The sequence below is a fragment of the Corynebacterium tuberculostearicum genome (genome assembly GCF_046097255.1).
GTDB classification, from domain to species: domain Bacteria; phylum Actinomycetota; class Actinomycetes; order Mycobacteriales; family Mycobacteriaceae; genus Corynebacterium; species Corynebacterium tuberculostearicum_J.
In genome coordinates this window covers 1003211-1029312 of sequence record NZ_CP175770.1, presented here as the reverse complement: position 1 = coordinate 1029312, position 26102 = coordinate 1003211, and the positions used below count along the sequence as shown (strand labels likewise).

At 59.3% G+C, this 26102-nt stretch carries 20 protein-coding genes and 1 pseudogene; 12 read left to right on the top strand and 9 right to left on the bottom strand.

The window, feature by feature from the left end; all coding sequences use genetic code 11:
• Position 1: 1 nt before the first annotated feature.
• Positions 2-1618 (bottom strand): phosphoglucomutase (alpha-D-glucose-1,6-bisphosphate-dependent), encoded by a 1617-nt coding sequence (gene pgm / locus ACKFRY_RS04890; protein WP_198492005.1) that lies wholly within the window; start codon positions 1616-1618, stop codon positions 2-4.
• A 136-nt stretch (positions 1619-1754) separates the two neighbouring features.
• Here pgm and ACKFRY_RS04885 point away from each other — a divergent pair, with 136 nt between their 5' ends.
• From ACKFRY_RS04885 to ACKFRY_RS04865, 5 genes are all read left to right on the top strand, one after another.
• On the top strand, positions 1755-3176 hold the full coding sequence (locus ACKFRY_RS04885; RefSeq protein WP_005323911.1) for a sodium:alanine symporter family protein: 1422 nt from the start codon (positions 1755-1757) through the stop codon (positions 3174-3176).
• Positions 3177-3186: 10 nt separating this feature from the next.
• Positions 3187-3489, top strand: coding sequence for a fluoride efflux transporter family protein (locus ACKFRY_RS04880; RefSeq protein ID WP_005327346.1), 303 nt, complete (start codon positions 3187-3189; stop codon positions 3487-3489).
• Complete coding sequence (locus ACKFRY_RS04875) at positions 3486-3845, top strand: fluoride efflux transporter FluC (protein ID WP_408919631.1); 360 nt, start codon at positions 3486-3488, stop codon at positions 3843-3845. Before ACKFRY_RS04880 ends, ACKFRY_RS04875 begins: the two co-directional genes overlap by 4 nt.
• 61 nt (positions 3846-3906) lie before the next feature.
• The gene (locus tag ACKFRY_RS04870) at positions 3907-5109 is read left to right on the top strand and encodes an alpha/beta hydrolase-fold protein (protein WP_250409881.1); all 1203 of its coding nucleotides are present in this window, start codon (positions 3907-3909) and stop codon (positions 5107-5109) included.
• Positions 5096-7405, top strand: a complete 2310-nt coding sequence (locus ACKFRY_RS04865) for a bifunctional lysylphosphatidylglycerol flippase/synthetase MprF (protein ID WP_408921904.1) — start codon at positions 5096-5098, stop codon at positions 7403-7405. The genes ACKFRY_RS04870 and ACKFRY_RS04865 overlap by 14 nt, the downstream gene beginning before the upstream one ends.
• A gap of 54 nt (positions 7406-7459) precedes the next feature.
• Here ACKFRY_RS04865 and ACKFRY_RS04860 read toward each other — a convergent pair whose 3' ends face one another.
• The 3 genes and pseudogenes from ACKFRY_RS04860 to ACKFRY_RS04850 all read right to left on the bottom strand — a co-directional run bounded on the left by ACKFRY_RS04860 (position 7460) and on the right by ACKFRY_RS04850 (position 12314).
• Positions 7460-10003, bottom strand: coding sequence for an ABC transporter permease (locus ACKFRY_RS04860; RefSeq protein ID WP_408923310.1), 2544 nt, complete (start codon positions 10001-10003; stop codon positions 7460-7462).
• A complete protein-coding gene (locus tag ACKFRY_RS04855; protein WP_408923309.1) occupies positions 10004-10732 on the bottom strand; it encodes an ABC transporter ATP-binding protein in 729 nt (242 codons plus the stop codon). It abuts the gene before it with no gap.
• 390 nt (positions 10733-11122) lie between these two features.
• A pseudogene (locus tag ACKFRY_RS04850) lies at positions 11123-12314 on the bottom strand (IS3 family transposase).
• Here ACKFRY_RS04850 and ACKFRY_RS04845 point away from each other — a divergent pair.
• The 4 genes from ACKFRY_RS04845 (at position 12313) to ACKFRY_RS04830 (ending at position 16613) form a co-directional block, all read left to right on the top strand.
• On the top strand, positions 12313-13674 hold the full coding sequence (locus ACKFRY_RS04845) for a non-ribosomal peptide synthetase (protein ID WP_408921901.1): 1362 nt from the start codon (positions 12313-12315) through the stop codon (positions 13672-13674). The pseudogene ACKFRY_RS04850 and the gene ACKFRY_RS04845 overlap by 2 nt on opposite strands.
• A 91-nt stretch (positions 13675-13765) precedes the next feature.
• Positions 13766-14392 carry an MptD family putative ECF transporter S component gene (locus tag ACKFRY_RS04840; protein ID WP_150850657.1) on the top strand — a complete coding sequence of 209 codons (627 nt, stop codon included), beginning with the start codon at positions 13766-13768 and terminating at the stop codon, positions 14390-14392.
• Positions 14392-15138, top strand: a complete 747-nt coding sequence (locus tag ACKFRY_RS04835) for an energy-coupling factor transporter transmembrane component T (protein ID WP_014303365.1) — start codon at positions 14392-14394, stop codon at positions 15136-15138. Before ACKFRY_RS04840 ends, ACKFRY_RS04835 begins: the two co-directional genes overlap by 1 nt.
• A 14-nt stretch (positions 15139-15152) precedes the next feature.
• Positions 15153-16613, top strand: coding sequence for an ABC transporter ATP-binding protein (locus ACKFRY_RS04830; protein ID WP_408923308.1), 1461 nt, complete (start codon positions 15153-15155; stop codon positions 16611-16613).
• Between the two features lie 3 nt (positions 16614-16616).
• Here the strand turns inward: ACKFRY_RS04830 and ACKFRY_RS04825 are convergent, their stop codons facing one another.
• The 5 genes from ACKFRY_RS04825 to ACKFRY_RS04805 all read right to left on the bottom strand — a co-directional run bounded on the left by ACKFRY_RS04825 (position 16617) and on the right by ACKFRY_RS04805 (position 22770).
• Positions 16617-18341: an ABC transporter ATP-binding protein gene (locus ACKFRY_RS04825; protein ID WP_014303363.1), complete on the bottom strand. Its 1725-nt coding sequence runs from the start codon at positions 18339-18341 to the stop codon at positions 16617-16619.
• Positions 18304-20040 carry an ABC transporter ATP-binding protein gene (locus ACKFRY_RS04820; protein ID WP_408923307.1) on the bottom strand — a complete coding sequence of 579 codons (1737 nt, stop codon included), beginning with the start codon at positions 20038-20040 and terminating at the stop codon, positions 18304-18306. Before ACKFRY_RS04820 ends, ACKFRY_RS04825 begins: the two co-directional genes overlap by 38 nt.
• Positions 20041-20133: 93 nt before the next feature.
• Entirely contained in the window at positions 20134-20919 is a 786-nt protein-coding gene (locus ACKFRY_RS04815; protein WP_023018093.1) for a thioesterase II family protein, read from the bottom strand.
• The gene (locus ACKFRY_RS04810) at positions 20916-21722 is read right to left on the bottom strand and encodes a glycosyltransferase (protein WP_408923306.1); all 807 of its coding nucleotides are present in this window, start codon (positions 21720-21722) and stop codon (positions 20916-20918) included. The genes ACKFRY_RS04815 and ACKFRY_RS04810 overlap by 4 nt, the downstream gene beginning before the upstream one ends.
• A gap of 418 nt (positions 21723-22140) precedes the next feature.
• Positions 22141-22770: a sugar O-acetyltransferase gene (locus ACKFRY_RS04805; protein ID WP_014303359.1), complete on the bottom strand. Its 630-nt coding sequence runs from the start codon at positions 22768-22770 to the stop codon at positions 22141-22143.
• Between the two features lie 411 nt (positions 22771-23181).
• Between ACKFRY_RS04805 and ACKFRY_RS04800 the strand changes: the two genes are divergently transcribed.
• Genes ACKFRY_RS04800 through ACKFRY_RS04790 form a run of 3 tightly spaced genes read left to right on the top strand, consistent with a single transcriptional unit; the run spans position 23182 to position 25818 of the window.
• Complete coding sequence (locus ACKFRY_RS04800) at positions 23182-24246, top strand: ATP-binding cassette domain-containing protein (RefSeq protein ID WP_200436317.1); 1065 nt, start codon at positions 23182-23184, stop codon at positions 24244-24246.
• The gene (locus ACKFRY_RS04795; RefSeq protein WP_014303357.1) at positions 24243-25004 is read left to right on the top strand and encodes an ABC transporter permease; all 762 of its coding nucleotides are present in this window, start codon (positions 24243-24245) and stop codon (positions 25002-25004) included. The genes ACKFRY_RS04800 and ACKFRY_RS04795 overlap by 4 nt, the downstream gene beginning before the upstream one ends.
• The gene (locus ACKFRY_RS04790) at positions 24997-25818 is read left to right on the top strand and encodes an ABC transporter permease (protein ID WP_408923305.1); all 822 of its coding nucleotides are present in this window, start codon (positions 24997-24999) and stop codon (positions 25816-25818) included. The genes ACKFRY_RS04795 and ACKFRY_RS04790 overlap by 8 nt, the downstream gene beginning before the upstream one ends.
• Positions 25819-26102: the final 284 nt, after the last annotated feature.

The following is a 26102-nucleotide window of genomic DNA, read 5'->3' as shown; positions in this document are numbered from 1 at the left end:
GTTAACCCTTTAAAACATGGGAAACAACTCCCTGTGCTTCTGCTTGCACTTGCTTGAGATGTTCCTCACCCAAGAAAGACTCGGCATAGATTTTGTACTTATCTTCCGTGCCGGAAGGACGAGCAGCGAACCAGGCATTTTCCGTCGCCACCTTCAGGCCGCCAATGGCCGCACCGTTGCCGGGCGCCTCCGTCAGCTTGGCCACGATTTCCTCGCCCGCCAGTTCCGTGGCGGAAACTTTTTCAGGAGACAGCTTCTTAAGAATGGCCTTCTGCTCGCGGTTAGCGGGGGCGTCGGTGCGAGCATAGGCTGGGGCGCCGAATTTCTCCGCCAGTTCTGCATAACGCTGGGACGGAGTCTTGCCGGTGACGGCGGTAATCTCCGCGGCGAGCAGGTCCATAATGATGCCGTCCTTATCGGTGGACCATACGGAGCCATCGAAGCGCAGGAAGGATGCACCGGCGGACTCCTCGCCACCGAAACCAATGGCGCCTTCGACCAACCCCGGCACAAACCACTTAAAGCCGACGGGTACCTCCACCAATTCGCGGTCCAGGCTTGTCACCACGCGATCGATCATGGAGGAGGACACCAAAGTCTTGCCCACACCGGCGCTCCCCCAGTGCGGGCGGTGGCTAAAGAGGTACTCGATAGCCACGGCAAGGTAGTGATTGGGGTTCATCAGGCCGGCATCGGGAGTGACAATGCCATGGCGGTCCGCATCGGCGTCGTTGCCGGTGGCAAGGTCGAAGTTAGAGCGGGCGTCGATAAGCGAGGCCATAGCATCCGGCGAAGAACAATCCATGCGGATCTTGCCGTCCGTATCCAAGGTCATAAAGCGGAAAGTGGAATCCACCTCTGGATTCACCACGGTCATGTTGAGCTCGTAGTGGTCAGCGATGGCCTGCCAATAATCCACGGAGGCGCCACCCATGGGATCAGCGCCGATGCGCAGGCCGGAATCTTTAATGGCCTGCATATCCACCACATTCTTAAGGTCAGCCACGTAGTTGTGCACGTAGTCGTGCTTCACGCAGCGCTCGTCCAGCACGCCCGCGACAGATGTCCGCTTCACGCCTTCCAGCCCGGCGCGCAGGTACTCGTTCGCGCGGCCAGCAATCCAATCGGTGGCCTGAGCATCGGCCGGTCCACCGGTAGGCGGGTTGTATTTGAAGCCGCCATCGCGGGGAGGATTATGGGACGGGGTAATCACAATGCCATCGGTGCCAGGGTGGGTCAGGATGGCATGGGAGACCGCCGGGGTCGGCGTGTAGCGGCCGCGCTCATCGACGCGAACCTCCACCCCATTGGCCAGCAGCACCTCAAGGGCGGAGACCATGGCAGGTTCGGACAGCGCGTGGGTATCTCGGCCGATGAAAATCGCCCCAGCAATGCCTTGTTCCGCGCGGTAATCCACAATGGCTTGGGTAATCGCTAGGATATGAGCCTCATTAAAGGCTCGATCCAGCGCGGAGCCGCGGTGGCCTGAGGTACCGAAGGACACCTGCTGATCCGGGTTATCGGCGTCCGGGGTGCGGGTGTAGTAGGCGGTGACCAATTCTGCGATATCAATAAGATCCGTGGGCTGTGCCAGCGTGCCGGCGCGCTCGTGGGCCATGGCGTGCTCCTTGAAGGGTTGGGGTGGTATGTCATTCCAGCTTGCCTGCTCTCCCGTGGTTGCGCAGGACGAATATTCCCCCGGCTGGGGGTATGGGCAAATTTACTCCATTTCTATAGTTCGCTAGATTTACAGAATGGACTCGCTTAATTCCATCCTCTCCGCCATCAGCACCGTGGTGTGGGGACCATTCATCCTCATTCCCCTCCTGTTAGGCACCGGCTTATGGCTGACCATTCGTTTGGGAGGACTCCAATTCCGAGCGCTGGGCCGCGCGACGCGTCACGTTTTTGCCACAGACCCTGACGAACAGTCCACCGAGGGTGATATTTCCAATTATCAGGCGCTGACCACCGCCCTTGCCGCTACCGTAGGCGTGGGAAACATCGTGGGCGTGGCCACCGCGTTGTCGATCGGCGGCCCTGGCGCACTGGTATGGATCTGGATTACCGGCCTCGTGGGCATGGCATCCAAGTACACCGAGGCCTACCTGGGTGTGCGTTTTCGCACCACGGATTCCAAGGGCGAGATGTCCGGCGGGCCGCAGCAATACCTAAAGCGTGGCATCCCCGGACCACTCGGATCGGTACTCGCAGTATTCTTTGCCATCTTTGCAATTTGCGCCTCCTTTGGCATCGGCAACCTCGCCCAAGCCAATGCTGTGGCCACCAATATGGAATCAACCTTCGGCATCGCCCCAGCGGCCACCGGTGCAATCCTCTTCGTCTTGGTGGGATCCGTACTCCTCGGCGGAATCCACGCCATCGGGCGCATTACCGCCGCCTTCGTCCCGTTGATGATCATCGTCTACGTCCTGGGCGGGCTCTATGTAATCTTCTCGCATGCCGCGGAGATCCCCGCCGCCTTTGCGATGATTTTCAGCGATGCCTTCACCGGCACCGCCGCGGGTGGCGGGTTCGTGGGCTCCACCATCATGATGGCCATTCAATACGGTGTTGCCCGCGGCATCTTCTCTAATGAGTCCGGCATGGGCTCCGCCGCCATCGCCGCCGCGGCTGCCAAGACCCCGCACCCAGCGCGCCAGGGGTTGGTATCGATGACGCAGACCTTCATTGACACCATCATCGTGGTCACCATCACTGGCTTGGTCATTGTTGTGGGCGGTACCTGGGATATGGGCCGTGACGAGGCCGGAATTATGACGGCCGAGGCCTTTTCCCGCGTGCTGCCCGGCGACTGGGGCGGCACCATCGTTTCGCTCTCCATTATTTTCTTCGCCTTTTCCACCATCATGGCCTGGGCGTATTACGGCGAACGTTCCCTGGAGTCCCTCTGCGGCCGCAAGGCCTCTATCCCCTACCGCATGTTTTTCGCCTGCCTCCTCTTTGTCGGCTCCGTCTCGGAGCTTGAGCTCGCTTGGACCTTCTCCGACCTAGCCAATGGCCTCATCGCCATCCCGAACCTCATTGGCCTGCTCCTGCTCTCCGGCCTCGTGGCCCGCGAAACCAAGGCCTACCTAGCCTTTGACCCCAAGCTCAATAAGCCAGTGGATGAGGTGCGCGTGTTCGTAAAGTCCCAGGGGATGGACTGGAAGTAACATAGGCCGCATGCCTCAGTTCCTCGTCGTGGGTGCTGGCGCTGCGCTCGGCGCGGTAGCCAGGTACCTCCTCTCCGCCGCGCTCGGCGGCGGCATGCTCCCGCTGCTCGTCATCAATATCCTCGGCAGTGCCCTCATGGGCTACTTCCGCCCCGGCCCCTTTTGGGGCACCGGCGTGCTCGGCGGTTTCACCAGCTTCGCCACCTTCGCTTTCCTGACCTCCGAGGCCCATTGGACCGTGGCCCTGGCCTATGTCCTTGCCACCATCATCGGCTGCGTGGGCGGCTACCTGGCAGGTGACAAGCTGCGATGAATCTTCTCTGCGTCCTTCTCGGCGGCTTCATCGGCGGCAGCCTGCGCTATGGCTTTACCCGGCTTATCCCCGCCCCCTACTGCACCTTCGTGGCGAATATTTTGGGTTCCCTAGCCCTTGGCCTGGCCTATGGTTTCACCCAGCTTGCCGACGTCCCCCTTCTCCACCCCTTCCTCGCCCTCGGCCTCGCCGGTGGCCTATCTACCTGGTCCACATTGGCGAAGGAACTGGGCGAGATGACCAAACGCAAGCAGTGGTGGCGACTGTGTAAGTACCTCTTCTGGACCATTGGCCTCGGCATCGTTCTAGCCTGGCGCGGCACCATCTGGGCGGCCCGCATTTATCACGGGGTTTAAGGGGCAAACTCCCAGCTAACTAGCAGTTACTTTTGCCCTGCACAGGCCTAATGTTTTCCGCGTGAGTTTCCTTTTGAATCTGCCTTTGGCGGATCCCATCAACGGCGTGATTTTCTACGCCATCCTCGCGATTGCAGGAATCATCATTCTCCTTCAACGCAAGGTGTGGCCGCTGGTCATCGCGGCCCTGCTGTGCGTCATCGCTTGGTACTTTCTCCAGCACTGGCAAGTGCCGTGGTATATCTTCCTCGCAGCTTTCGTCCCCGTGGCGGCGTTTCTCCGCAAGCCCAAAACTGTCACGATTGCGGCCGGAGTCTTCTCCCTCCTCGCCACCGTTGGCATCATCAACATGGAGTACCAAACCTACCCAGATATTGCCTCCCTAGACCCACGCCCCGTGGCAAAAGAAATGAGCTACGAGGAGTTTTCCCACACCAATTCCGGTGCAGCGATCGTCCACGTCGATCTTCCGGGCACCACCTCCCATTTCTCCGCTCGCCAAGCTACGGCGTATATCCCGCCTGCATACTGGACGGACCACACCCTTCCTGTCATCGTCCTCCTGCACGGCAACCCAGGTGGCCCAGAGCAATGGTTCGGTTCGGGTGAAGCGGCCGAAACCGCAGACCAATTCCAGGCGGCGAATGGAGGGCGCAGCCCTATCGTCGTTGCCGTGGACGCCACCGGCTCTGAAACAGCCAATCCCATCTGCGCCGATAGCACCCAGGCCAAGGTCATGACCTACCTCAGCCAAGACGTGCCGCAAGCTATCAAGCAGAAGTTCAAGGTCAACCCGGATCAGCGCACTTGGACCGTCGGCGGCCTAAGCTACGGCGGCACCTGTTCTCTGCAGATCGCTACCAACCGCCCCGAAGCCTATGGCTCAATCATCGACATCTCCGGCGAGGCCGAGCCCACAATTGGCAACCACGCGGCCACGGTGAAGAAATTCTTCGCTGGCGACGAGTCAGCCTTCAATGACCAGGACCCCGCACACTTGCTCGCCCACAAGCACTACTCCGCCCAGGCCATCTTCATCGCTGGCGATAAGGACACAGCTTCCGTCAACGCCCTGTACTCGCTTTCCGACGCCGCCCGCAACGCCGGCATGAAAACCTACTTCAGCACCCGCCCCGGCGGCCACTCCTTCCAGGTGTGGCGCCCAGCCCTGCGCGAATCTTTCGCTTGGGCCGCCCGTCGCGGTGGCATGACCGCGATTAAGGATCCCTTCGACGGAATTGGAGCCAACGATGTCCGTTCTTAAAACCATCCTGACCAGGTTTCCTGTTTCCCTGGCCGTCTTAGTCATCATGTGGGCGCTCCACCTAGTGGACTTCCCCACCTCTCACTGGTTGGCGCTGACTACCGCGCACCCTGGCGGCGCTATCATCTTGTCGGTCCTTATCTTGTTGTGGCTCGTTCCCGCAGAATGGCGCTTGGGCTCCCTGCGCACGTTGGCGATTGGAATTATCTCTCAGCTCATTACTGTGCCTCTATCCATCGTCCTTGCCCGCGGAATCGAGACCGTAGGCCTGAACCGGTGGGGCAATGATCTCCTTAGCGATACCTTCCTCACCCCAATCGGTTTCATCGCCGGTGCCGCCGGCTTTGCTTCCGCCCTACTACCCCGCCTGTGGCGCCGCCGGCTACGCATCTCGCTTATCGTGCTTACCGCTACCTTTGTGCTCTATTCCGGCACCATGTCCGATGTCCTCGGCATCGTTGCCGCCGCACTTTCCATTACGGCGGGCCAACTTCTCTTTAAGCCCGAACCCGCACCGCCTTCCATCAGGGAGCGCCGAGTGCTCCTCGCCGTTGGCGTCGCCTGCGTGGCCATCGGGCCTGCGTTCGTAGCCCTCGATCCAATGGCAGAAGGCCCGTTCTCCCAAATCACGCAGCTCCTGTGGACCCCACATCTATCCGCTTTGGAGGCCACCCAGTCCTGCGCGGATTCGGTCACTTCTGCCAGTTGCACCGCGGCAGTCGATCTCGCCCGCGCCCAAGGCATCGGCGCCGTGGTAGCCAATATCATGCCGTTCATCATCCAGCTAGTGGTGTGCTTTGGTCTTACCCGCGGCCGCGTGCTCGCGTGGTGGATGGCGGTCATTACCCAGGTACTTGCCATCACCCTGTTGACCTACCAGCTTTGGGATGACGCCCGCCTGAGTTATCTCCTGCCCAACCTCGTGCTCGTCCTCTTGCCTTGGCTACTGACACTGTTCATGCTGCTAATTAACCGCTCACTGTTTCACACCCACGAAAACCGCGCATTCTTCACTCGGACGGTCACCCTCGCCATACTTGCCGCCGCCATCGGCGCGGGCCTGTGGATCCTCACCGCCTCGTTGCACAACACCGTACCCCCGGCGAACCTCGCGGCGATCCTTGCAGAAACCCCACTGCGCTTCGTACCGGCCGTCGTCGCGCTCATCCTCCCCCACCACGTCGCACCAGCAACCATGATTTCTTGGTTCATCTACGAGTGGGTAGGAAATGCTTTCTGGCTCCTCGTAGCTATACGGCTCTACCTCGGATTTTCCCGTCCTGTTGACCCAGCCCAAGAGTCCGACCGCGACACCGCGCGCCGCTTACTCGAAGCCGGTACCGGCGATCACCTATCTTTTATGACCCTGTGGAAATCCAACCGGTATTTCTTCCACGGTGATTCCTACGTGGCGTACCGGGTTTCCAATGGCATTGCCCTCACGCTGGGCGCCCCCGTCGGCCTCGATATCAGCTCCGAATTTGAACAATTCGCCGCCGAGCAAGGCTGGGCCGTCGCGTGGTATTCCGTCAATGCACAATTCGCTGACGCGCACCCGGAGCTAAAACGCCTCCAGGTCGCAGAAGAAGCCGTACTCAACTGCGAATCCGTAGAGTTCAAGGGGAAGAAATTCCAAAACGTGCGCACCGCACGAAACAAAGCAGAAAAGGAAGGCATCACGACACGGTGGACCACCTGGAAGGAGCTGGATATCGCCTCCATCGCCCGCATCACCGCGCTGAGCGAGGACTGGGTCTCTGACAAAGCCCTCCCTGAAATGGGCTTTACCCTCGGCGGTCTTGAGGAAATGATGGTGGACGGCACTCGGCTCCTGCTGGCTGAGTCCGCCGACGGCACTCTACACGGTGTCACCAGCTGGATGCCGGTATACGAAAATGGTGCCATTGTCGGCTACGTTCTCGACGTCATGCGCCGCAATGAGCACGGCTTCAAAGGCGTCATCGAGCTCCTCATCTCAGAAGCGATGCTCATCGCTCATGACGAAGACCTCGGCTGGATCTCCCTTTCCGGCGCCCCACTTGCCGGACAACCAGACGAGCCTAGCTGGCTCGACGTCGCCCTCAACCGCATCGGTGAGGAAGTCGAACCGCTCTATGGATTCCGCACTCTAGCGGCCAGCAAGCGCAAATTCCAACCCGAGGAGCACCCGTGGTACCTGTGCTATCACGATGAATTGAAGCTTCCTTCCATCGCGCTGGCCACCATGCACGCCTACCTGCCCGATATGAAGACCAAGGATGCGGTATCGGCAGTCAAGGCATGGATGGCCGCGTAAAAGCATTAAGGCCTCCCCTCAACGTGTGATGAGGGGAGGCCTTAGACTAGGCAGCTAGTCGGCGATTGCTTCCAATGGCGGCGTCTTCGCCGCGCGGTGCGACGGCCATACTGCCGCGATAATGCCGACGAGGGCCGAGCCCACAAGCATAATGAGCACCATCGCCCACGGAATCTGCGCAGAGTCTAGTCCCTCATCGCCGAGGATCTTGATGAAGGACCAGCCCAAGCCGAGCCCAATGAGGATGCCCATCACCGCGCCAAAGAGCGCGATCTGCACGGACTCCAGGGTAATCATCGTGCGGATCTGGCGGCGTTGTGTGCCCACAGCCCGCAACATACCGATCTCCTGGCGGCGCTCGATTACGCCCAAGGTCAAGGTATTGACAATGCCCAGCACGGCAATAATCACCGCTAGGGCAAGTAGGCCATACAGGATGGAAAGCATCTGGTCGATGAATCCGGCGGCTTGGCCCGCATACTCCTCACCAGAATTAACCTGAACCACGACCAAATCCTTGACCGAATCCTCCAGGTTATGGCGCAGTTCTTCCTTGTCATAGCCTTCTTGACCCAAGACGCCCACCATCTGGACGGTAAAGGACTTCTCCGGTGCAACCTTTTCAGCTACCTCCTGCGAGAGCACCATATTCTGCACCACATCGGTGGACTTAAAGATGCCGACCAATTTGGCCTCGGCCTTCTTGTCCTTTTCCGCAGAAGCTACCTTATAGGTCTCTCCTACCTTCCAGCCGTGTTCCTTGGCAAAGTCCTCGGTAGCAATGAAGCCCTTCTCCAAGTTGGCATCGCCCTCGACCATGTCGAGCGCAATCATCGACGATGGATCACCATCCGCGGTCATCGTCTGCTGGAATTGTGGGCCATAATCCATCGATGCTTGACCATCCACGGTTACTGGGGCCATACCAATGGTGATGGCCTTATCTACACCCTCAGCCTCAGCCGCACGCTTACCAGTGTCCTTCGGTGTTGGGAATTCACCGGAGCTAGGGCCAGAAAGGAGATAATCGGAGGTGATGTTCTGCTCCACGGTATCGGCCACGGAGGACTTCATCGTCGCGCCAAGCATGCCAATAGCCGTCACCAAGGCCACGCCTAGGGTCAGGGCAAATGCAGTAGCTGCCGTGCGGCGTGGATTGCGACGAGAGTTCGTCGCCGCCAAAGAACCGATAGCACCGAAAGGCGCACCGATTACCTTGCCTACTGTCGGTACCAAAGGCAGCGACAAGGCCGGGCCAGCCAAGAAGAAACCGACAATGACCCCGAACGCGCCCACACCGACGAGGACGGCGCGGACGTTCGTCTCGCCGTCGGAAAGCACGCCTGCCAACGCCGCAACAATGCCAACCAGCAAAATAATGGCACCAAAAATCGTGCGGACCTTCAGGGACGTTGCAGAAGCAGACTCGGTGGTGCGCATCGCTTCAACCGGCTGCACGCGACCTGCGCGCCGTGCCGGGGCCCACGCGGATACGACCGTCACGATGGTGCCCAAAATAATCGGGACCACGATGGCCGAAACGCTCAGGCCCAAGCCACCGTCGAACGGCATTCCTTTCGCGCTCATTACTGCCTTAATGATGGCCACCAAGCCCATACCGGCAACGACGCCAACAATAGAACCCAGAAGTCCCACGATGGCAGATTCCACTACCACCGAGTTCGTAATCTGGCGGCGGGAAGCACCCAGCGCACGCAGAAGTGCGAATTCCTTGGTGCGCTGGGCGACAATCATGGAGAAGGTATTAGCGATGATAAACGTGCCCACCAGCAGCGCAATCAAGCCGAATGCAATGAGGAAATAGTTAATGAACTTCAAGGCGGAGGACATCATCTCAGAGGTTTCCTCCGCCAGGCGCTCGCCCGACTCCGCCTTGACGTCATATTTGTCATTTAGGTGATCCACCAAGGCGTTCGCATCCACGCCTTCGGCCGCAGAAACCTTGAGCTGGCTCGGATCGCCGTAGCGCTCCAGGTAGTCCTTCTCGGCCATGCTCAGCACGATGCTATCGCCCTGGTCGACGGCGGGCTCCGAGATACCAGAAACGGTAACCGTATCCTGCTCATCGGGGTGAACCACAATGAGCTTTTGTCCCACGGAGATTCCGTATTTATCCGCCGCGGAGGAATTGACAAGGACTTCGTCCTTACCGCTCGGCTCCTCGCCCTCCTTCAGCTTATCGGCACCACCAACGACCTTATCCTCTGGATAGAACGGGACAACGCTAGCCGTACCGCCCTGAGTCTGATAGGCCTCCGAGTTCTCATTGGCTGCGACGACGGTCTCCGAATCCGCGATGTTGATGTTCTTGACATCTTCATCATCGGCCAACTTCTGGCGAAGCTTTTCATCCAGCTTCGCGCCATTGTCGTCCTTCTGGCTCACCACCGCATCCACGCCACGAAATTCATTATCCACGGCGGAGTCAAAAGTAGACTTCAGCGAATTGGTGAACATAAACGAGCCGGCAATAAACGCCGTGCCCAAGACCACCGCGAGAATTGTCAGCCCAAGGCGCAACTTATGCGCCACGATATTGCGCAGGGACACCCTGCGCATTGCATTTCCGCGTGCCATTTAGCCCTCAATCTCCGCCATTACCTGGTGAATGGCCTCCATCGTCGGATTGTGCAACTCGTTGACAAGCTTGCCGTCAGCAAGGAAAACCACTCGGTCCGCGTACGACGCTGCCTTCGCATCGTGCGTCACGATGACCACGGTTTGGTCATCCTTGTCCACTGCCGTGCGCAAAATATCGAGCACCTCGGCCGAAGAATTGGAGTCCAGGTTGCCGGTTGGCTCATCGCCGAAGATAATTTCCGGACGGGAAACCAGCGCGCGGGCAGAGGCCACGCGCTGCTGCTGGCCGCCTGATAGCTCAGCCGGTCGGTGCTCCAAGCGCTCTGCCAAGCCTAGACGGCGAGTTACCTCTTCGAACCACTGCTTATCGACGTCCTTACCCGCAATGTCGGTCGGCAACGTGATGTTTTCCGCGGCAGTCAGCGTAGGAACAAGGTTAAAGGACTGGAAGATAAAGCCCAGCCGATCACGGCGCAGCGCCGTAATGTCCTTGTCGTTGAGCGCCGACATATCGGTATCGCCGATAAACGCCGAGCCGGAAGTCGCGGAATCCAAACCAGCCATCGTGTGCATTAGCGTCGACTTACCGGAGCCCGATGGACCCATGATCGCAGTGAATTCGTTCTTGCCGAATTCAATGGATACATGATCCAGGGCCACAACGGCTGTGTCGTCGCTTCCGTATTGCTTGAACAAGTCAACGGCGCGAGCCGCAGCATCAGTCATGAGACAAATTCTCCTTGTAAATGGGAAATTACCTCTTATAGTTTAGCTACCATGAACGACGGCAAGCATCATCCCAGAGGAGGAAAACGGCACACTAAGGCATGGCGAGATCAATCATGGAGCCGTACTCCGGTTGCCATCAACCTAATCTGTTGCCGTTCCTCTTTTTGTTCTCTGTTGTTGTAGTGCGAGGTATTGTGCCCAGGTGTGGTTCCAGTGTGTTTGGGGTGTGGCTAGGGGCCCGGTGGCGTGGTCTAGTTGGTAGGTGCCGTCTCGGTGGAGCCAGGCGATGGTACCGGTGATGGGGTCGAGGATGTAGTGGACTCGACGGTCGGTTTTGATGTTGTGGTGAGGGCCCGACCCCCGGAAAGTGGACACATCGGGGGCTAGCTATGCTGCTGTGGTCAGTATAGCCGAAGTCTCGGCTTCAAAGACATCAGGAGCTACGAGATTGCACCAGGAGTGCCGCCTGCGCGTGTTGTAGCGCATGCACCACCGGAAGACCTCTTGACGACAGCTAATTGGGTTGTCAAAGACTTTCCGATCACGCAGCACTTCCCGCTTTAAGGTGGCGTTAAAGGATTCTGCCAGGGCATTATCGGCACTCGTTCCAACCGCGCCCATGGACTGGCGCACACCTCACGACGAGCAGTAGTTCCTAAAGGCTTGTGAGGTGTACACGCTGCCGTGATCGGAATGGAAAATAGTCCCGTCAAGACTGCCGCGCACGCCGTGTGCGTGGGCTAGAGCATCGATAACTAGTGAGACCCGCATGTGGTCTGCGAGTGCATAACCTGCAAGTTTACGTGAATACGTGTCAATGACTGTGGCAAGGTACATGTTTTTGCCTCCCCTACACGGCAGGTAAGTAATGTCACCGACATACACACGATTTGGCTCGCCAGCTGTGAACTTGCGGCCTACTAGATCTGGCATGACACGGTGACCAGGCTTACGCCTGGTAGTAATGCATCGACGCCGTTTGCTAAAGCCTTTTAACCCCATGGATTTCATGATGCGTGCAACTTTCTTGTGATTGATCGGGGTATACGTCGTGTCCTCCTTGAGGCTTGCGGCGATGCGTTTAGCACCATAAAGCCCGTGCTCATCATCGAAGATGGTCTTGATTCTTGCACCAATAACGGCATCAGAATACATCTTTAACCAGCGTTTTTACGGGTGCTCACCCACTTGTAAAACGAGGAACGATTCAGCTTTAACACATCGCACATCCGCTTAACCGAGTACTCGGTTCGGTGGTCATCGACAAACTGGAAGCGGATCACCAGTGAGTCTCTTCGGCAAAATATTTCGCGGCCTTACGCAGGATGTCGCGTTCTTCGCGCAGCTTAGAGACTTCTTTTTCCAGCTGACGGATTCGCGCAGAATCATTCGCCGCTTGGGCTTGATCGTGCACGGCCTTCGTGCGGGCACGTTTGCCAGTGCCGTACTTTTTGACCCAAGAATGTAGCGAGGTACGGTTGATACCGAGCTCAGCTGATGCTGAGTTCAGCGAGAGATCCTCGTTGTTCTCATAGAGGGCTACGGCATCGCGTTTGAACTGTTCGGAGTACCTGGACATGGTGGTAGATTACCTTTCTTCCCAGCTCGACTGGGCTGGATATCAGGTGTCCACCACATGGGGGTCAGGTCCCACTCCCAAAGGAGTAGCCATCACCCACGAGTCGGCGGTCAATACGATTGTCGATGTCAACGAACGCCTCGGGGTGACTCCGACCGACCGGATATTGGGGATTTCAGAGCTAAACTTCGATCTATCGGTATACGACATCTTCGGGATGTTCGCGCGGGGTGCTACCTTGGTGTTGCCATCTCCAGCAGACAAACGTGATCCGCAGTGCTGGGCAGATGCCGTAACTACGCACTCGGTGACGCTGTGGAACTCTGTGCCAGCACTTTTTTCGATGTACGTGGAACACCTCCGCGAACGGAGCCTCATTGGTTCCTCCGTACGGTCGGCACTACTCAGCGGAGATTGGATACCTGTAAATATCGCTTACCAGGTCAGCACCCTCTTCCGGGACTGCACAGTTTTCGCTGCTGGGGGTGCTACCGAGGCATCGATATGGTCAAACTGGTACGAGGTAGGCGTCGATGATGCCTCGCGTACCAGCATTCCCTATGGAACGCCGCTGGCAAATCAGCGAATGTACATCCTCGATGAGGCCCTGAACCCCCGACCCACGCATGTGCCGGGAGACCTTTACATTGCCGGACGTGGCCTGGCCATGGGGTACTGGAAGGACCCAGAGAAGACCGCAGCATCATTCATCACCCACCCCCGCACCGGCGAACGAATGTACCGCACGGGCGACAAGGCCCTCTACAATCACCTTGGTCACATCATCTTCCTGGGGCGCGAGGACGGTCAGGTTAAGGTCAACGGCTACCGCATCGAACTCGGTGAGATCGAGTCAACAGCACGAAAATTCAACGAACTCCGCGATTGCGTCGCTGTCAACGACCATGGCATTGTTCTCTACGTTGTTACGCATGAGGGCTTTAACATGGCAGCACTCAATAACCACCTCGCCGAGTCTCTCCCTGCCTATATGCGTCCACGCGTGATATCACGCATTGATGGGCTACCACGGTCTTGGAACGGCAAGATTGATCGCAAGAGTTTAGAAGGAAAAACCTTTGAACAACCACAAACAAGGGAACGCTCTCGTAATCACCGAGATTCGGGTATCATTACCATCTTGCAAGAACTCCTCGGGCCCAAGGAGATCAGCATCGACGATGACTTCTTCACCATCGGTGCCGACTCGCTCACGGCCGTGCGGCTTACTAACTCGATTCGTCGAGAAATGTCAGTAGAGATCTCCATACGTGACGTATTCAACCATCCAACGGTCCGAGAATTGTCCGACCTGATCGCCGACATCGTCGGCAGCGACGTAGAAGAAGGCGAAATTTAGAGTTCATGCCACACCTGTTTCACTCACCTGACAAGCCACTTGCCCCCAACCCAGTGCTACGCACAAGCAGCCTAATCTGAAAGGAAACATCATGCCCAGTACTCCCCACACCACCCCGAAAGATGCAAAAGCAGGACGGCTGAACATCACCGACCTGATGAACATCGGCATCTTCTTCGTCATCAACTTGGTAGCCGGCGTGGCCATCGCCTTCATCGGCATCACCCCCATCACCTACGTGATGATCACCAGCGTTCAGGCCCTCATCCTGGGCATCCCGATGATGCTGTTCTTGGCCAAGGTGCACAAGCCCGGCATGGTCTTCATATTCCTTCTTCTCAGCGGCCTCGCCAGCCTGCTGCTTGGTTTAGACATATGGCCACTGCTGCTCAGCTTGGTCATGGCCGTGTTTGCCGAGTTAATTTTGCGCGCCGGCAAGTATACGAGCGCAATACACAGTGTGATCGCCTATGCCTTTATAGCAGTGTCACCCACCGCATCATATATTCCGCTTTTCTTCACCACTCGGCGCTACATAGAGAGCAGCGGCATGCAGACCAAATATGGTGCTAGTTTCGCGGATGGCCTCACCTCTATTGGCCAGATGACTTGGCTATTCCTCATCATTGTGATAGTAACCTTCGTCTGCGGGATCCTCGGCGGGATCCTCGGCCGGCGCATCTTCACCAAGCACTTCCAGCGAGCAGGAATCGCCTGATGTCGCCCACTTTGCCCGGATCAGGCACGCACACAGCGGGACTCCATCTGGACCCACGCACCACGGTGCTGGTCATCCTCGTGGTGTCCTCGGTGCTCATCTCACCGGCCGGGTCCAGTGGGGCGCTGGGCAGCACCGCCCGGTGGATGCTCATTGCCGTTCCCGGGGCACTTTTCCTCGCCTCCGGCATGGTGGCCGCTGCACTGCGATACGCACTCACCTTCGCGGTGCTCGCCGGCTTTCCTGCGGTGGTGGTACAGGCCCTGCCCGAGCGCCACATCATCGTGGACGTGTGCGCTACGTGGTTCGCAGGGCTTTCGCTCATCCTCCCTGGCATCACGTGCTGCTGGTACCTACTACGCACCGTCTCGGCCAGCGAATTCATGGCCGCGATGCAGCGCATGCGGAGCCCCGACGCCCTGACCATCCCCACGTCCATCATGTTCCGGTTCTTCCCGACGATTCTCGAGGAATACCGCGATATCCGCACCGCCATGCAGATGCGTGGCATCTCGGGCCTGCGCAACCCGATCGCTATGCTCGAATACCGCTTTGTGCCACTGTTGGCGTCCGTTGTGAGCATCGGCAACGAGCTGGCTATGTCTGCAGTGACCCGCGGATTGGGCTCGCCTCGCCGACGAACCACGCTGTGCGAGATAGGCTTCCGCGTAGGCGACGCAATAGTCATAAGCGTGCTCGTCGTGTCCCTGATCCTACTACTGGTAAATATAGTGATGCTGCCGTGATAAAGCTGCACGATGTGTCACTATCCTATGGTCAAAACACAGCGGAGCCGGTGCTGCACCACGTAAATCTCACCGTGGCGAAGGGCGAACTAGTTCTAGTGTGTGGCGAATCAGGCTGCGGTAAGTCCAGCCTGCTACGCCTGATAAACGGCGTGGCGCACACGTTCTGCGACGCCCAGATTTCGGGGGAGGTGCTGCTGGACGACGAAGACATCACTCATGCCCACCCACACGACATCGCCGAACGCGTAGGCTCAGTGTTCCAAAACCCCAAGTCGCAATTTTTCACGCTGGAAGTAGCCAGCGAACTCGCCTTTGGCTGCGAAAACCTCGGCGTGGCGCCCAACGAGATTCGACAGCGTATTGGGGAACTTTCCGCAGATTTCGGCATGGTTCATCTCCTCGACCGGCACCTGTTCACACTTTCCGGCGGCCAGAAACAAAAAATAGCATGCGCTTCAGTGGCCGCGATGCACCCACAGGTACTACTACTAGACGAACCATCATCAAATCTCGACCTCGCCGCCGTCGATGAGCTGCGCCGCATCGTCGCGCAGTGGAAGACACAGGGCCGCACCGTCCTGATCGCTGAGCATCGGCTTTCCTACCTAGTTGACATCGTGGACCGAGTGCTGGTTATGCAGGACGGGCAGATCGCTCATGATCTCAGCGGCTCGGAGTTTCGCACCCTAGACAAGGCCGAACTGTACCGCATGGGCTTGCGCTCAGCGCAGCAGGTCCCCGAGGTGACCCGCGAGCCACGCCCTTCAAGTGGCACGATGGTGCTCAAAAAGCTACAGTTCACCTACCCCAAGGCTACAAAGCCATCCCTGAGCATCAGCCACACGGAGTTGCCGCAAGGACAAGTCATCGGCGTGGTAGGACGCAACGGGGCCGGAAAATCTACCTTTGTGCGCGTTCTGACTGGCCTGGAATCTAAGGCCACCGGCGTGGTGGACATCAATAACCGCTCGCTCTCGGGTCCCCGGCAGCGCCTGCGCCAGTCCTATTTAGTAATGCAGGACGTAAACCACCAGCTTTTCGGGGAGAGCGTGGAGTCCGACGTAATCATCGGCACCAGTGGACCGGATGGGAAAAACGAAGCGCGCCTTACCGAGGTGCTTGGTGCACTTGATCTCGCGGACAAGCGGGCCCGGCACCCGATGTCGCTTTCGGGCGGCGAACGCCAGCGCGTGGCCATCGCCTCAGCAGTCCTAAGTGAGCGCGAGGTAATCGTCTTCGATGAACCCACCAGCGGGCTGGACCTGTGCCGCATGCACCGGGTGGCCCACCTGCTAGACGCCCTAGCCCGGCAGGGCAAGACCGTTTTGGTAGTAACCCATGACATGGAGCTGGTGGCGCGGTGCTGCGATCTTCTCCTGCGCGTGGAAAAAGGCCGCCTTACCGCCTGCGAACCGTGCGATGATCTCGCACTGGCGCGCACGGTGCGGTATCTACGCGGCCGCGACAGCTAGTCCCTACAGCTTCCAGCTGGTGGCGTCGCTCTTTTCACCCCAGAAGCTGCGGTAGCGTGGGGAACTCTCCATGAGTTCCTCGTGGTTGCCGATAGACTCCACGGTGCCGGAGGGACTCATCATCACAATCTGGTCCGCGTCGCGGATGGTGTGCAGCCGGTGCGCAATGACGACGATGGTGCGCTCGGCAGAAAGCGTTTTCATACCGCGCATCACAAGGTGCTCATTCTGCACGTCTAGAGAGCTAGTCGCCTCATCAAGCAGCACGATCCGCGCGTCCTTCAGTAGCGCACGAGCGATGGAGACACGCTGACGCTCACCACCGGAGAGATTCTGCCCGCCCTCGCTAATCAGGGTGTCAAACCCCTGCGGCAGCTGCCGGGCAATCTCGGTGACACCGGCCAACTCCGCTGCGCGGAGCACCTCCTCCCGCGTTGCATTGTGGCAGCCCAGGCGGATGTTTTCATACAGTGTGTCCTCGAAGAGGTACACGTATTGGAACACCATAGCCAGCGAATCCAACACCGCCCGGGAGCCAAGATCGCGAATATCCACACCACCGATACGGATGGTCCCCTGGTCAACGTCATAGAAGCGTGCCGCAAGTTTTAGCAAGGTGCTCTTGCCGCAGCCGCTGGGACCCACCAACGCAGTAGTAGTTCCGGGCGCCACGCGGAAACTCACGTCGCGGACCACTGGGGTGTTGGGTTCGTAGCCAAAGCCCACCCCATCGAACTCGATGCCATAGTCGCGTGGCGCCGCCGGAACCGCAGGCTCCGGCAACACCCGCGCATCGAGGATCTTTTGGATCTCATCTAAGGTATTGCGCGCGGATTCCAAGCCCTCGCCGTAGGGTATGCCCGACATAGCAACGCGAGCCAGGATGAACACCAACACAATGACGCCAATGTAGGTGCCTGCTTCTAGCCAGTGGTTGAGAAGTAGCACGGTGGCCAGGGCATCAATGACCACGGTACCGACCATGATGATTAAAGCCAGACGACCCATGATCATCTCACCTGTCTTCTGGGTGTGCTGCTGGGCGCTAAGCTGCTCTCGAATCGAGGCGCGCACGGCGCGCTCCCCCAGCGAATCCGGCCCAGCCATGCGCAGCACCGGCTGCACCTGGGCGAACTCCAGCACCTCCGCGGCGCCGTGCTCGTTGCGCTCGCCCTTCTGGCGCTCTGCCACGCGGTACTGCCGCATTAGGCGGTTATAGGCGAACCACACCACGGCAGCCACTGCAACGGTAACCAGCCCCAGCCGCCAGTCCACGGCGATGAGAAACACGCAAGCCAAACCGGCCGAGGCAGCACCGTGCAGCATGGGCCGCAGCATCATTGCCGGCGCGTTAGCGGCAAACAGCGCACCGCTGGTGGCTACAACACCGATCTGGCCGGCGCGATCTTCTTCAAAATAGCCCAGGGGTAGCTGTGCCGTGCGATCGGCGATAAGCCGGTGGATGCGCAGCACGTAATCATGCCCCAGGTCCTGGGCAATAACCTCAGTGGGCCAGTCTGCGGCGGCGTAGACGAGGACGGAGATAATGATCCAGGGCAACCATGCTGCGGCCTGCGCGGGATCTTCGCTAAACAGCGTGTCCAAAAACAGTGCAATGAGGATAAGGCCAATGGCCAACGCCACCGCGGAAATCCCAATTAGCGTAAGGACCAGCACCAGACGGCGACGATCAGCCGGACTGCCCAGTGAATAGAGCGTGCGGATCATTATTTTCCTCCCCTTGGATGCCCGCCTGCGCGGTTTGGTAGCGTGCCCACATCGTGGCGTAGCCCTTGCCTGCCGCCACTAACTCTTCGTGAGTGCCTGCTTCGGTGACCTCACCGTTTTCCAGCATGAGGATCCGGTCAGCGCCGGTGATCGTGTGGAGCCGGTGTGCGATAACTACTAGCGTGCGCCCGGCCACCAGCTCGGTAATGGCCCGCTGGATCGCGGCCTCGGAGTCCGGATCCGCAAAAGCGGTGGCCTCATCCAACACGAGGATCGGCGCGTCGAGCAAGATGGACCGGGCAATAGCCAGCCGCTGCTGCTCGCCACCGGAAAGCTGCGCGTCCTCTCCCACCACCGAGTCGTAGCCGCGCGGCAGATGGGTAATGCGCTCATGAATCTGGGCGGCGCGGGCGGCGCGAACCACGTCTGCGTCGGTGGCCTCCGGGTGAGCGAGGCGAATGTTATCCCGCACGCTCATCCGCATAAGGTAAGGGTCCTGGAAGACGAACCCTACCCTACGGTAGAGCTGGTCAGATCGGAGATCAGTACTAGGGACGCCACCAATGCGCACCGACCCCTCCGTGGGGTCTAATAGCCGGGGGATGAGCGCGGCTAACGTGGACTTCCCCGAGCCGGAAGGTCCCACCACCGCAGTGATGCTGCCGGCGGTAAGTTTTTGGTTAATGCCGGAAAGCACCGGGGTGTCCGGCACGTAGGAGAAGCTTAAATCTTTCAACTCAATTCCGGCGTTTGCAGGCTCCCTGCCGCCAGCAGCGGGCGGCAATACCGGGATGTTGAAGAACTCGGTGAGATCCGCCGCGGCAGCCTTCGCCTCCGAAAACATGATGTTAGTGCGCGAAAGCATAAGCAGAGGCGCGGCGATGTTGTTGATGAACAAAAACGCTGCCAGCACATCGGCCACTGGTACGCCCGCAGACGTGATGAGCCACGGGCTGGCCGCGGCTACCACCAGCAGGCCAAACCCGGTGGAGGTGAAGATCTTCATCAAAGCGGTGGGGTGTACGGTGGCGTGCAACCACTCGCGATAGAACCCACCAAAACTCCGGGAACGACTAAGGAAAATGCTCTCGTCGTAGCCTTCCGGAACAAACACCTTGATAACCGGGATGCCGCGCACCAACTCTACGACGGCGGCGTCTAGCTGCTTCTGGCTGGACTTAAATTTCTCCGCCTTTTCTTGAAACTCGCGCATCATAAACGGCATGGTGGCCACTGCCAACAGCAGTGGTACCAGGCCCAGCAGGCCTATCCGCCAGTCCACCACGAACATGTATCCCAGGCTCAATAGCGGTACGAGTACACCGGCCGAATAATCGTGCGGCGCGTGGGCGATGAGCTGGTGGATCTTGGTGACGTCGTCTTCGATGTAGGTTTTCACAGTCCCCGAAGGTGTCCGCGTAAACCAAGACAGCGGGAGCCTACCCAGCTTGGTAATCTGCTGCTGGCGTAAGTGCTCGCCCAAAAGGCCGTCGGCCTGGTGGCTTACCTGGAGGCTCTTCACGGTTGCCTGTCCATGTAGGACGGTGGCCACCATGAGCGCCGCGACTAGCAGCCACAGCTTTGACGCATCTATCGGCTCTCCCTGGAAGGACAGCATTACGGTGCGCACCAGCTCAACCAGCACGATTACCGGCACCAGCGACAAAACCGCCGCCAGCACCGCCAATAGCAGCGACACCGTGATCTGCCGGTGGGCAGGTTGAGATATTTGCCTAAATGTAATGGGTGGTTTTTGTTCGGTCATCGGGGCCTCTTTACTTAACAGTCACAATCACGCATTGTTCCGCGCTAACCAGGCAGTGTTCCCAGTAATTCCCGCTAGAAAACCGGCAAGCAGGTCGAGGAACTCGGTTCCAGTATCGAGCGGGAAGAAATGCCCACCCGGCAGGACCTTCAGTTCAAAACTACCGCTGGTAAAATTTTCCCACCGGGAAAGCATCTCTGGGCTGACAGCTGGGTCGCTATCCCCCGCCAATGCCAGCACAGGAGAGCGAAGCACCGTGGTTGCATGGTGAAAGCCCTCGTGTAACACATAATCGCGACGAATGTCAGCGAGCAGCAGCTTCATCACATCATCATTGGCAAGGATCTCAGGTGGTGTGCCACCTACCTTCTCAAACTCCCTGCGCAGCGCACCGAACCCCATTGACGAGTGGTATTCCCCAGGCACGGTTTCTCCGGGCGCCTGCCGTGCGGCCACCACCACGGCTTCCGGTATAGTGGGCCGATGCATCTGCTGCAGGCAGGCAGCAACCTGGTAGGCCAGCGCTGCCCCCATGGAGTGGCCGTACAACGCAATCGGCGCGCCCGCCGCCAGATCTACTATCTCGGTTGCGCACATATCGGCGAGCTTGTCAAAGTCGCTTACCCATTTCTCTCGGCGACGGGTTGCCTTTCCGGGAAGCTCCACCGGCACCACGTCAATGCTTGGGTTGACCCCCACCCATCCACGATAGACGGAAGCGCTGCCTCCTGCGTGATGGAAGCAAAACAAGAGGGTTCCAGTGCGATGTCCGGCCACAAACGGAAAGACTCCCTCGCAGCTGATTTCTGTCATTTTTCGCCTTTCGCTAGGTCGGACTGATTAAGCACGATTTCTACTGCTGCGACGGTACCCGGGTCTGTGGCAAGCAACTCGGGCATCCTGCGGGCTGCGGAGTCGTATGCTCCACTTACCAAATCGGCAATTCCGGCGGCCAGGGACTGGGCACTCAGTTCGCCTCGCTGGGCGTCAATATAGTTCGGCCCGGCACCGTTTCGACAAACTGCGTTGGCATGGAAGTGTTGGTCACCACCGAATGCAACCGCAAGGCACGGCTTGCCGGCGCGCAGGATCGCCCCGGTGGTGCCCAGTGAGCCGTGGTAGATGCCTGCACGGCACCACGGAAGCACAGTCGCGAACGGGACCCGGGCGACGGTGAGGATTCCTTCTCTCACACCAGGCTCATGATCGGGATCGACGATTATCGCCCGCAGACCATGCTCGATGCACGCGTCTCGAGTCCATCGTTGAAGGTCATAAACGCGATCTGAGACCATACTCCCAAAGCTTGCCAGAACCGGGGCCGAGCCGGCAGCCACAAACTCCTCGACTGCTGGGTCTAGGGCGAGTTCACTGTGGTGCGGGTCAAGCCACTCGCCAGTGACGTGAATGTGGTTTTTCCATTCCGGCGCCGGCGGACTCAACGCGGGACTGAATTGGTAGATCGTGGTTGGTGGAGAGGAGAGCGCTCGCTGACGCAGCCCCAACCTACGGCGCCATGCCGCTATCACTGGGCGCATCGCCCAAGCCATCAGAGTATTGGACATCCAGTGGGTGACCAGAGCTCCGACAGAGCCGTCCAGTTTTCGCGGATCCACGAGGCTGTAACGGAGGCAGGGTTCGGTAGGGAAAACCTGCACCCGAACGCTGGGGACTCCGCGTGCAGCCCCTAACAACCGAGCAACTTCACTGAATTGGGTGTACATGACCACGTCAACGCCATCCATGGCATGCTCTAACACATCGAAAACGTGGGCGTCAGATATCATCTCACGGATACCTAAGACAGTGTCCATCATGCCTTTACTATCGCCCAAAAGGCGCTTCATTAACGCCCGGTAATCACCGGGTAACTCGATGTAGTCCACCCCGTTTGCACGAAAACTCCCGCCGAATTCGCTAAACCCAGCCAAAACAAACTGGTGGCCACGATCTCGAAGTGCGACACCAAGGTGCGCAAATGGCAGCATATCACCCTCAGAACCCAGGACGACCGCGAGAACTTTCACAGCCGTCTCAATCCGTAATCCAACTAGGCCACTCAGGAACCCAAGACTCCCCCATGAGCTTATCTTCCGGGCCAATATCACGAATGACTCGGCACGGATTACCGGCTGCGAGTACCATGGGCGGAATATCTCTTGTCACAACACTGCCAGCACCAATTACTGCACCATGCCCAATCGTGACACCCGCAGTTACCGTGCAATTGCCACCAAGCCACACATGGTCTTGTATGGTGATCGCACCCCCGGTACACACCATGTATTGCCGCTCTACGGGGTCTAAGGCGTGATTGCCAGCAAAGAAGGAACACCATGGACCAACCATGACCTCATTGCCAAATGTCACCGGGGCCATATCAAGTACCGTCGTTCCTCGATTGAAGGTCACGCCATCTCCGACCTTGATTTTCGAGCCATATTGGACATGAAATGGCAGGAAAACCATTAAGCGCTCCCCCAGTTCACCAAGCAGGTCTGCCATCACTGCCTGCTTCTCCGCTGTTTGAAGTGGACGAAGCTGGTTGAGATCGTGACACTTCTCCGCCGCCTCCATCATCTCGTAATAGAGATCCGGGTCCTCAATAGGGCGGAAGGGCTGACCGCAGAGAATCTTATCTTCGATTTGCTCTCGAGAATCCATGGATACTCCTTTGTGCTTGAGAGGCGCGGGCCACAATACGAATTACGGTCAGCCACGCGGTTTGACCCTGACTAGTCGGAATACCCAGATTCTTAGCTCACACTTGGTATCTTACAGGCCTTCGACTTAATTGTCAAGCATGCCATGCCTAATTATGGTATGCTCAACTTTGCAGCAACCTGCAGCGTCGCCGCCGATCAGCCGACCTGTGCAGCCCTCTCCTGCGGGGCGCTGTGCACGACCCGGTGCCGCTAGACATACATCATTTTCTAAGGATTAGTTGGCACTACCCCAGGCGCTTGCTCCGTGGACCACAATCCATCGTTCGCGGGCAATAATCGGTTTTCCTTCTGCGGTAGGAGAATCGGTGCGCCGTCTAATAGACCGTTGACGTATATCCAGGGATGAATCATGAAAGAAACCCCCACCACGGCAACCGCTAGCGGTGACCCCAGCGCCACCGCAGTCCCCTCAACCAGCGCCCACGCAAAAGGCCGCGACCTGGTGCTTGATGTCCAAGATCTGCGATGTAGCCTGGGAAAAGTCAAGAAGCGAACGGAAATCCTGCGCGGTGTGACCCTCGCCATTCCGCGCGGGGGCATCCTCGCCGTCCTAGGCGCCAATGGTGCCGGCAAGACAACCTTGGTCAATGTCCTTTCCACGCTGCTGCCCGCCACGGGCGGAACCGCCATCATCGATGGCCACAACTTAGCCACGGATCCTTCCAAGGTGCGCGCTTCCATCGCGCTGACCGGGCAATACGCCGCAGTGGATGAGGAGCTTACCGGCAAGGAAAACCTCATCTTCTTTGGCCGCCTGGCAGGGCTTAAAGCTAGCGATGCGAAGGCCCGCGCCGCGGAACTTCTTGAGCGCTTCGATCTGGTTGGCGCCGCCGACCGCCTGGTTTCGGCATACTCGGGCGGCATGCGCCGGCGGTTAGATATCGCCGCCTCCCTCACTGTCCCGCCCGCGCTGCTGTTCCTCGACGAGCCGACCACGGGCCTCGACCCCGCCGCGCGCAGCTCCGTGTGGGATACCGTCCGCGGGCTGGCGGCCGACGGCACCTCGATCCTGCTTACTACCCAATACCTGGAAGAAGCTGACCAGCTCGCAGACCGCGTCGCCGTGCTCGCCGGAGGCAAGGTGCTCGACGAAGGCACCCCCGCCGAGCTCAAGGACCGCTATGGCACCACGGTGTGCCTCATCACGATGTCTAGCCCGGACGATGCCGCACGCCTCACCCACACCTTGCAAGAACACCGCATCGACTGCCGCCAAGAGGACACCGTATTGCGCGTCGATGCGCCCGATGGCCACCGCACCCTAGTCCGGGCGCTGGCCTTGTGGGATGGCGACGACACCTCGGTCGCGGACGTCTCCTTGGTTCCGCCCTCCTTGGACGATGTCTACTTCGCTATCGCCGGGTCCGGCGACATCGCGCAGCAGGCTCCCCACACCGGTGGAGGCTCCCAGTGAACGCGCTCGGAGCAGTCGCTGCCTCGTGGCACCGCAATGTCCTGCGCACCGTCCGCAACAAGGCCGTAATGGTTTCCGCCGTGGCAATACCCAGCCTGTTCATGGTCATCTTTTACGCCACCTTCGCCAAGGCTTCGACGGAACTCGGCATCGATTACGCCGCCTTCCTCCTGCCCGCCGGCGTTATTCAGGCGATTGTGTTCGCCGCCGGGGGCTCCTCCTTGGCGATTACGCGTGACGCCGAAAACGGCATCCACGACCGCATCCGCGCCACCGGGACGCCCGCCTGGGCCACGGTCGTCGGCCGGCTGCTGGCAGATCTCACCCGCGCCGCGTGGTCGTGCAGCATCGTCGTCCTCACCACGATCCTGCTCGGTGCCCGCTACGCTGCCGGACCGGGTCGTATTATCCTTACCATCGCCCTTTTCGCCGCCCTCACCATCATCCTCTCCGCGTTTATCGATGGCTCCTGCCTGTTGGCCCCCAAGCCCACCTCGGCGTCCTTGCTCTTCCAAAACCTCGTGCTGGTCATGGTGATGTTCTCCACCGCATTCGTGCCTGCGGATGCGCTGCCCGGCGGCATTGGCCCCATCATCCGGCACGTACCGCTATCTCCCATCTTGGACACCGCCCGCAACCTACTAGGTGGCGCTGCCCTGGGGGCGCGCGGAGTCGAAGCACTGTGCTGGCTCATCGCCATGACCGTCGTTGGCGTATGGGGCTTTATCACCGCTTTCCAGGGGAGGAAACATGACTAACCACACCACCGCCACCGTGTCGCACGACACCACCTGGCTGTCCACTGTCGCCACGCATTTTGGAAGGCACCTGCGCGCCGCCCGCCGCGATAGCGCGGTAATTACCAATACCGTGGCTGGTCCCGTTTTGATGTTCCTGGTCATGCGGTGGCTGTTTGGCGACCTCATGGCGGCCTCGCAAGGCTCTGCCACGCTCGACGCGTTACCGCTTACCATCGCGCTCATCCTTTCCAGCGAACTGATGAATGGCACCTCCGCCGCCGCGCAGATAATTAAGGAACGCCAACGCGGTATCACCACCCGCATCGCGACCACGCGCTACGGCACCAGCCCGGAGATCTTCGGCCGCTGGTGTTTCGATTCCTTACGCAGCCTTATCTCCGGCTGCGCGGTGCTGCTGGCTTCCGTGGCTTCTGGCCTGCGTATTCACACGCTGGCCGGGTTTGGCTGGGTGCTGTTAGTCATCATCTTCGGCGCGGTGGTGGCCGCCTCGCTATCGGCCATGGTGGGCGCGATGTGCGCCACCCCGGAGGCCGCCATTGGCCCGGCCCCCATCATCATGGCGGCCATGGCACTTAACGGCGGCCTCGTGCCCGTGGAGCAATTCGCTGGTGTGGTTCAACCCATCGCCCGGTGGAATCCGCTTACCTTCGCCGCCCGCGCCGGCGCCGCCATCGACGGCACGCCAAGCGCCGAAATCCTTGTCACCGGCCAGCCCGGCACCGCAGTCTGGGCTTTCGTGGCCTGGATGGTAGCACTCACCGTAGTGCTGCTAGCCGCCGCAGCTGCGTTCCGCCGCCCCACCATGTCGTAAATAGCGCCGGTTAGCGCGACAGTGCTACTTGTCGCGCGGCGGCGTCCCCAGCGGCGCGGTAGCGCTACTTGCCGCGCAGGGCGCGCCGCCGCGATAAAGAGCTGCGAATCTTTACCCGCGGCCGCGCTAAGGCGGGTAGTGTCGCCGCCGGTTACCGGCAACCAGGCGGCCTCGCCCGGGGCTAGCTCCAGGTCGTTTACCGTGACCACACCAGAAGTAGCCAGGGCGATGGCCGGTCCGGGAAGCTGCGTGGAAACCGTGGTGCCGGCGGGCAAATCGTAGCG

What these genes read in the sequence shown, in the direction of transcription:
- ACKFRY_RS04825 (WP_014303363.1), bottom strand. Translation starts at nt 18,341, where the DNA reads ATGATCCGCACGCTCTATTCACTGGGCAGTCCGGCTGATCGTCGCCGT.
- ACKFRY_RS04860 (WP_408923310.1), bottom strand. Translation starts at nt 10,003, where the DNA reads ATGGCACGCGGAAATGCAATGCGCAGGGTGTCCCTGCGCAATATCGTG.
- ACKFRY_RS04805 (WP_014303359.1), bottom strand. Translation starts at nt 22,770, where the DNA reads ATGGATTCTCGAGAGCAAATCGAAGATAAGATTCTCTGCGGTCAGCCC.
- pgm (WP_198492005.1), bottom strand. Translation starts at nt 1,618, where the DNA reads ATGGCCCACGAGCGCGCCGGCACGCTGGCACAGCCCACGGATCTTATT.
- ACKFRY_RS04875 (WP_408919631.1), top strand. Translation starts at nt 3,486, where the DNA reads ATGAATCTTCTCTGCGTCCTTCTCGGCGGCTTCATCGGCGGCAGCCTG.
- ACKFRY_RS04845 (WP_408921901.1), top strand. Translation starts at nt 12,313, where the DNA reads ATGGTGGTAGATTACCTTTCTTCCCAGCTCGACTGGGCTGGATATCAG.
- ACKFRY_RS04800 (WP_200436317.1), top strand. Translation starts at nt 23,182, where the DNA reads ATGAAAGAAACCCCCACCACGGCAACCGCTAGCGGTGACCCCAGCGCC.
- ACKFRY_RS04815 (WP_023018093.1), bottom strand. Translation starts at nt 20,919, where the DNA reads ATGACAGAAATCAGCTGCGAGGGAGTCTTTCCGTTTGTGGCCGGACAT.
- ACKFRY_RS04840 (WP_150850657.1), top strand. Translation starts at nt 13,766, where the DNA reads ATGCCCAGTACTCCCCACACCACCCCGAAAGATGCAAAAGCAGGACGG.
- ACKFRY_RS04855 (WP_408923309.1), bottom strand. Translation starts at nt 10,732, where the DNA reads ATGACTGATGCTGCGGCTCGCGCCGTTGACTTGTTCAAGCAATACGGA.
- ACKFRY_RS04790 (WP_408923305.1), top strand. Translation starts at nt 24,997, where the DNA reads ATGACTAACCACACCACCGCCACCGTGTCGCACGACACCACCTGGCTG.
- ACKFRY_RS04865 (WP_408921904.1), top strand. Translation starts at nt 5,096, where the DNA reads ATGTCCGTTCTTAAAACCATCCTGACCAGGTTTCCTGTTTCCCTGGCC.
- ACKFRY_RS04885 (WP_005323911.1), top strand. Translation starts at nt 1,755, where the DNA reads ATGGACTCGCTTAATTCCATCCTCTCCGCCATCAGCACCGTGGTGTGG.
- ACKFRY_RS04880 (WP_005327346.1), top strand. Translation starts at nt 3,187, where the DNA reads ATGCCTCAGTTCCTCGTCGTGGGTGCTGGCGCTGCGCTCGGCGCGGTA.
- ACKFRY_RS04835 (WP_014303365.1), top strand. Translation starts at nt 14,392, where the DNA reads ATGTCGCCCACTTTGCCCGGATCAGGCACGCACACAGCGGGACTCCAT.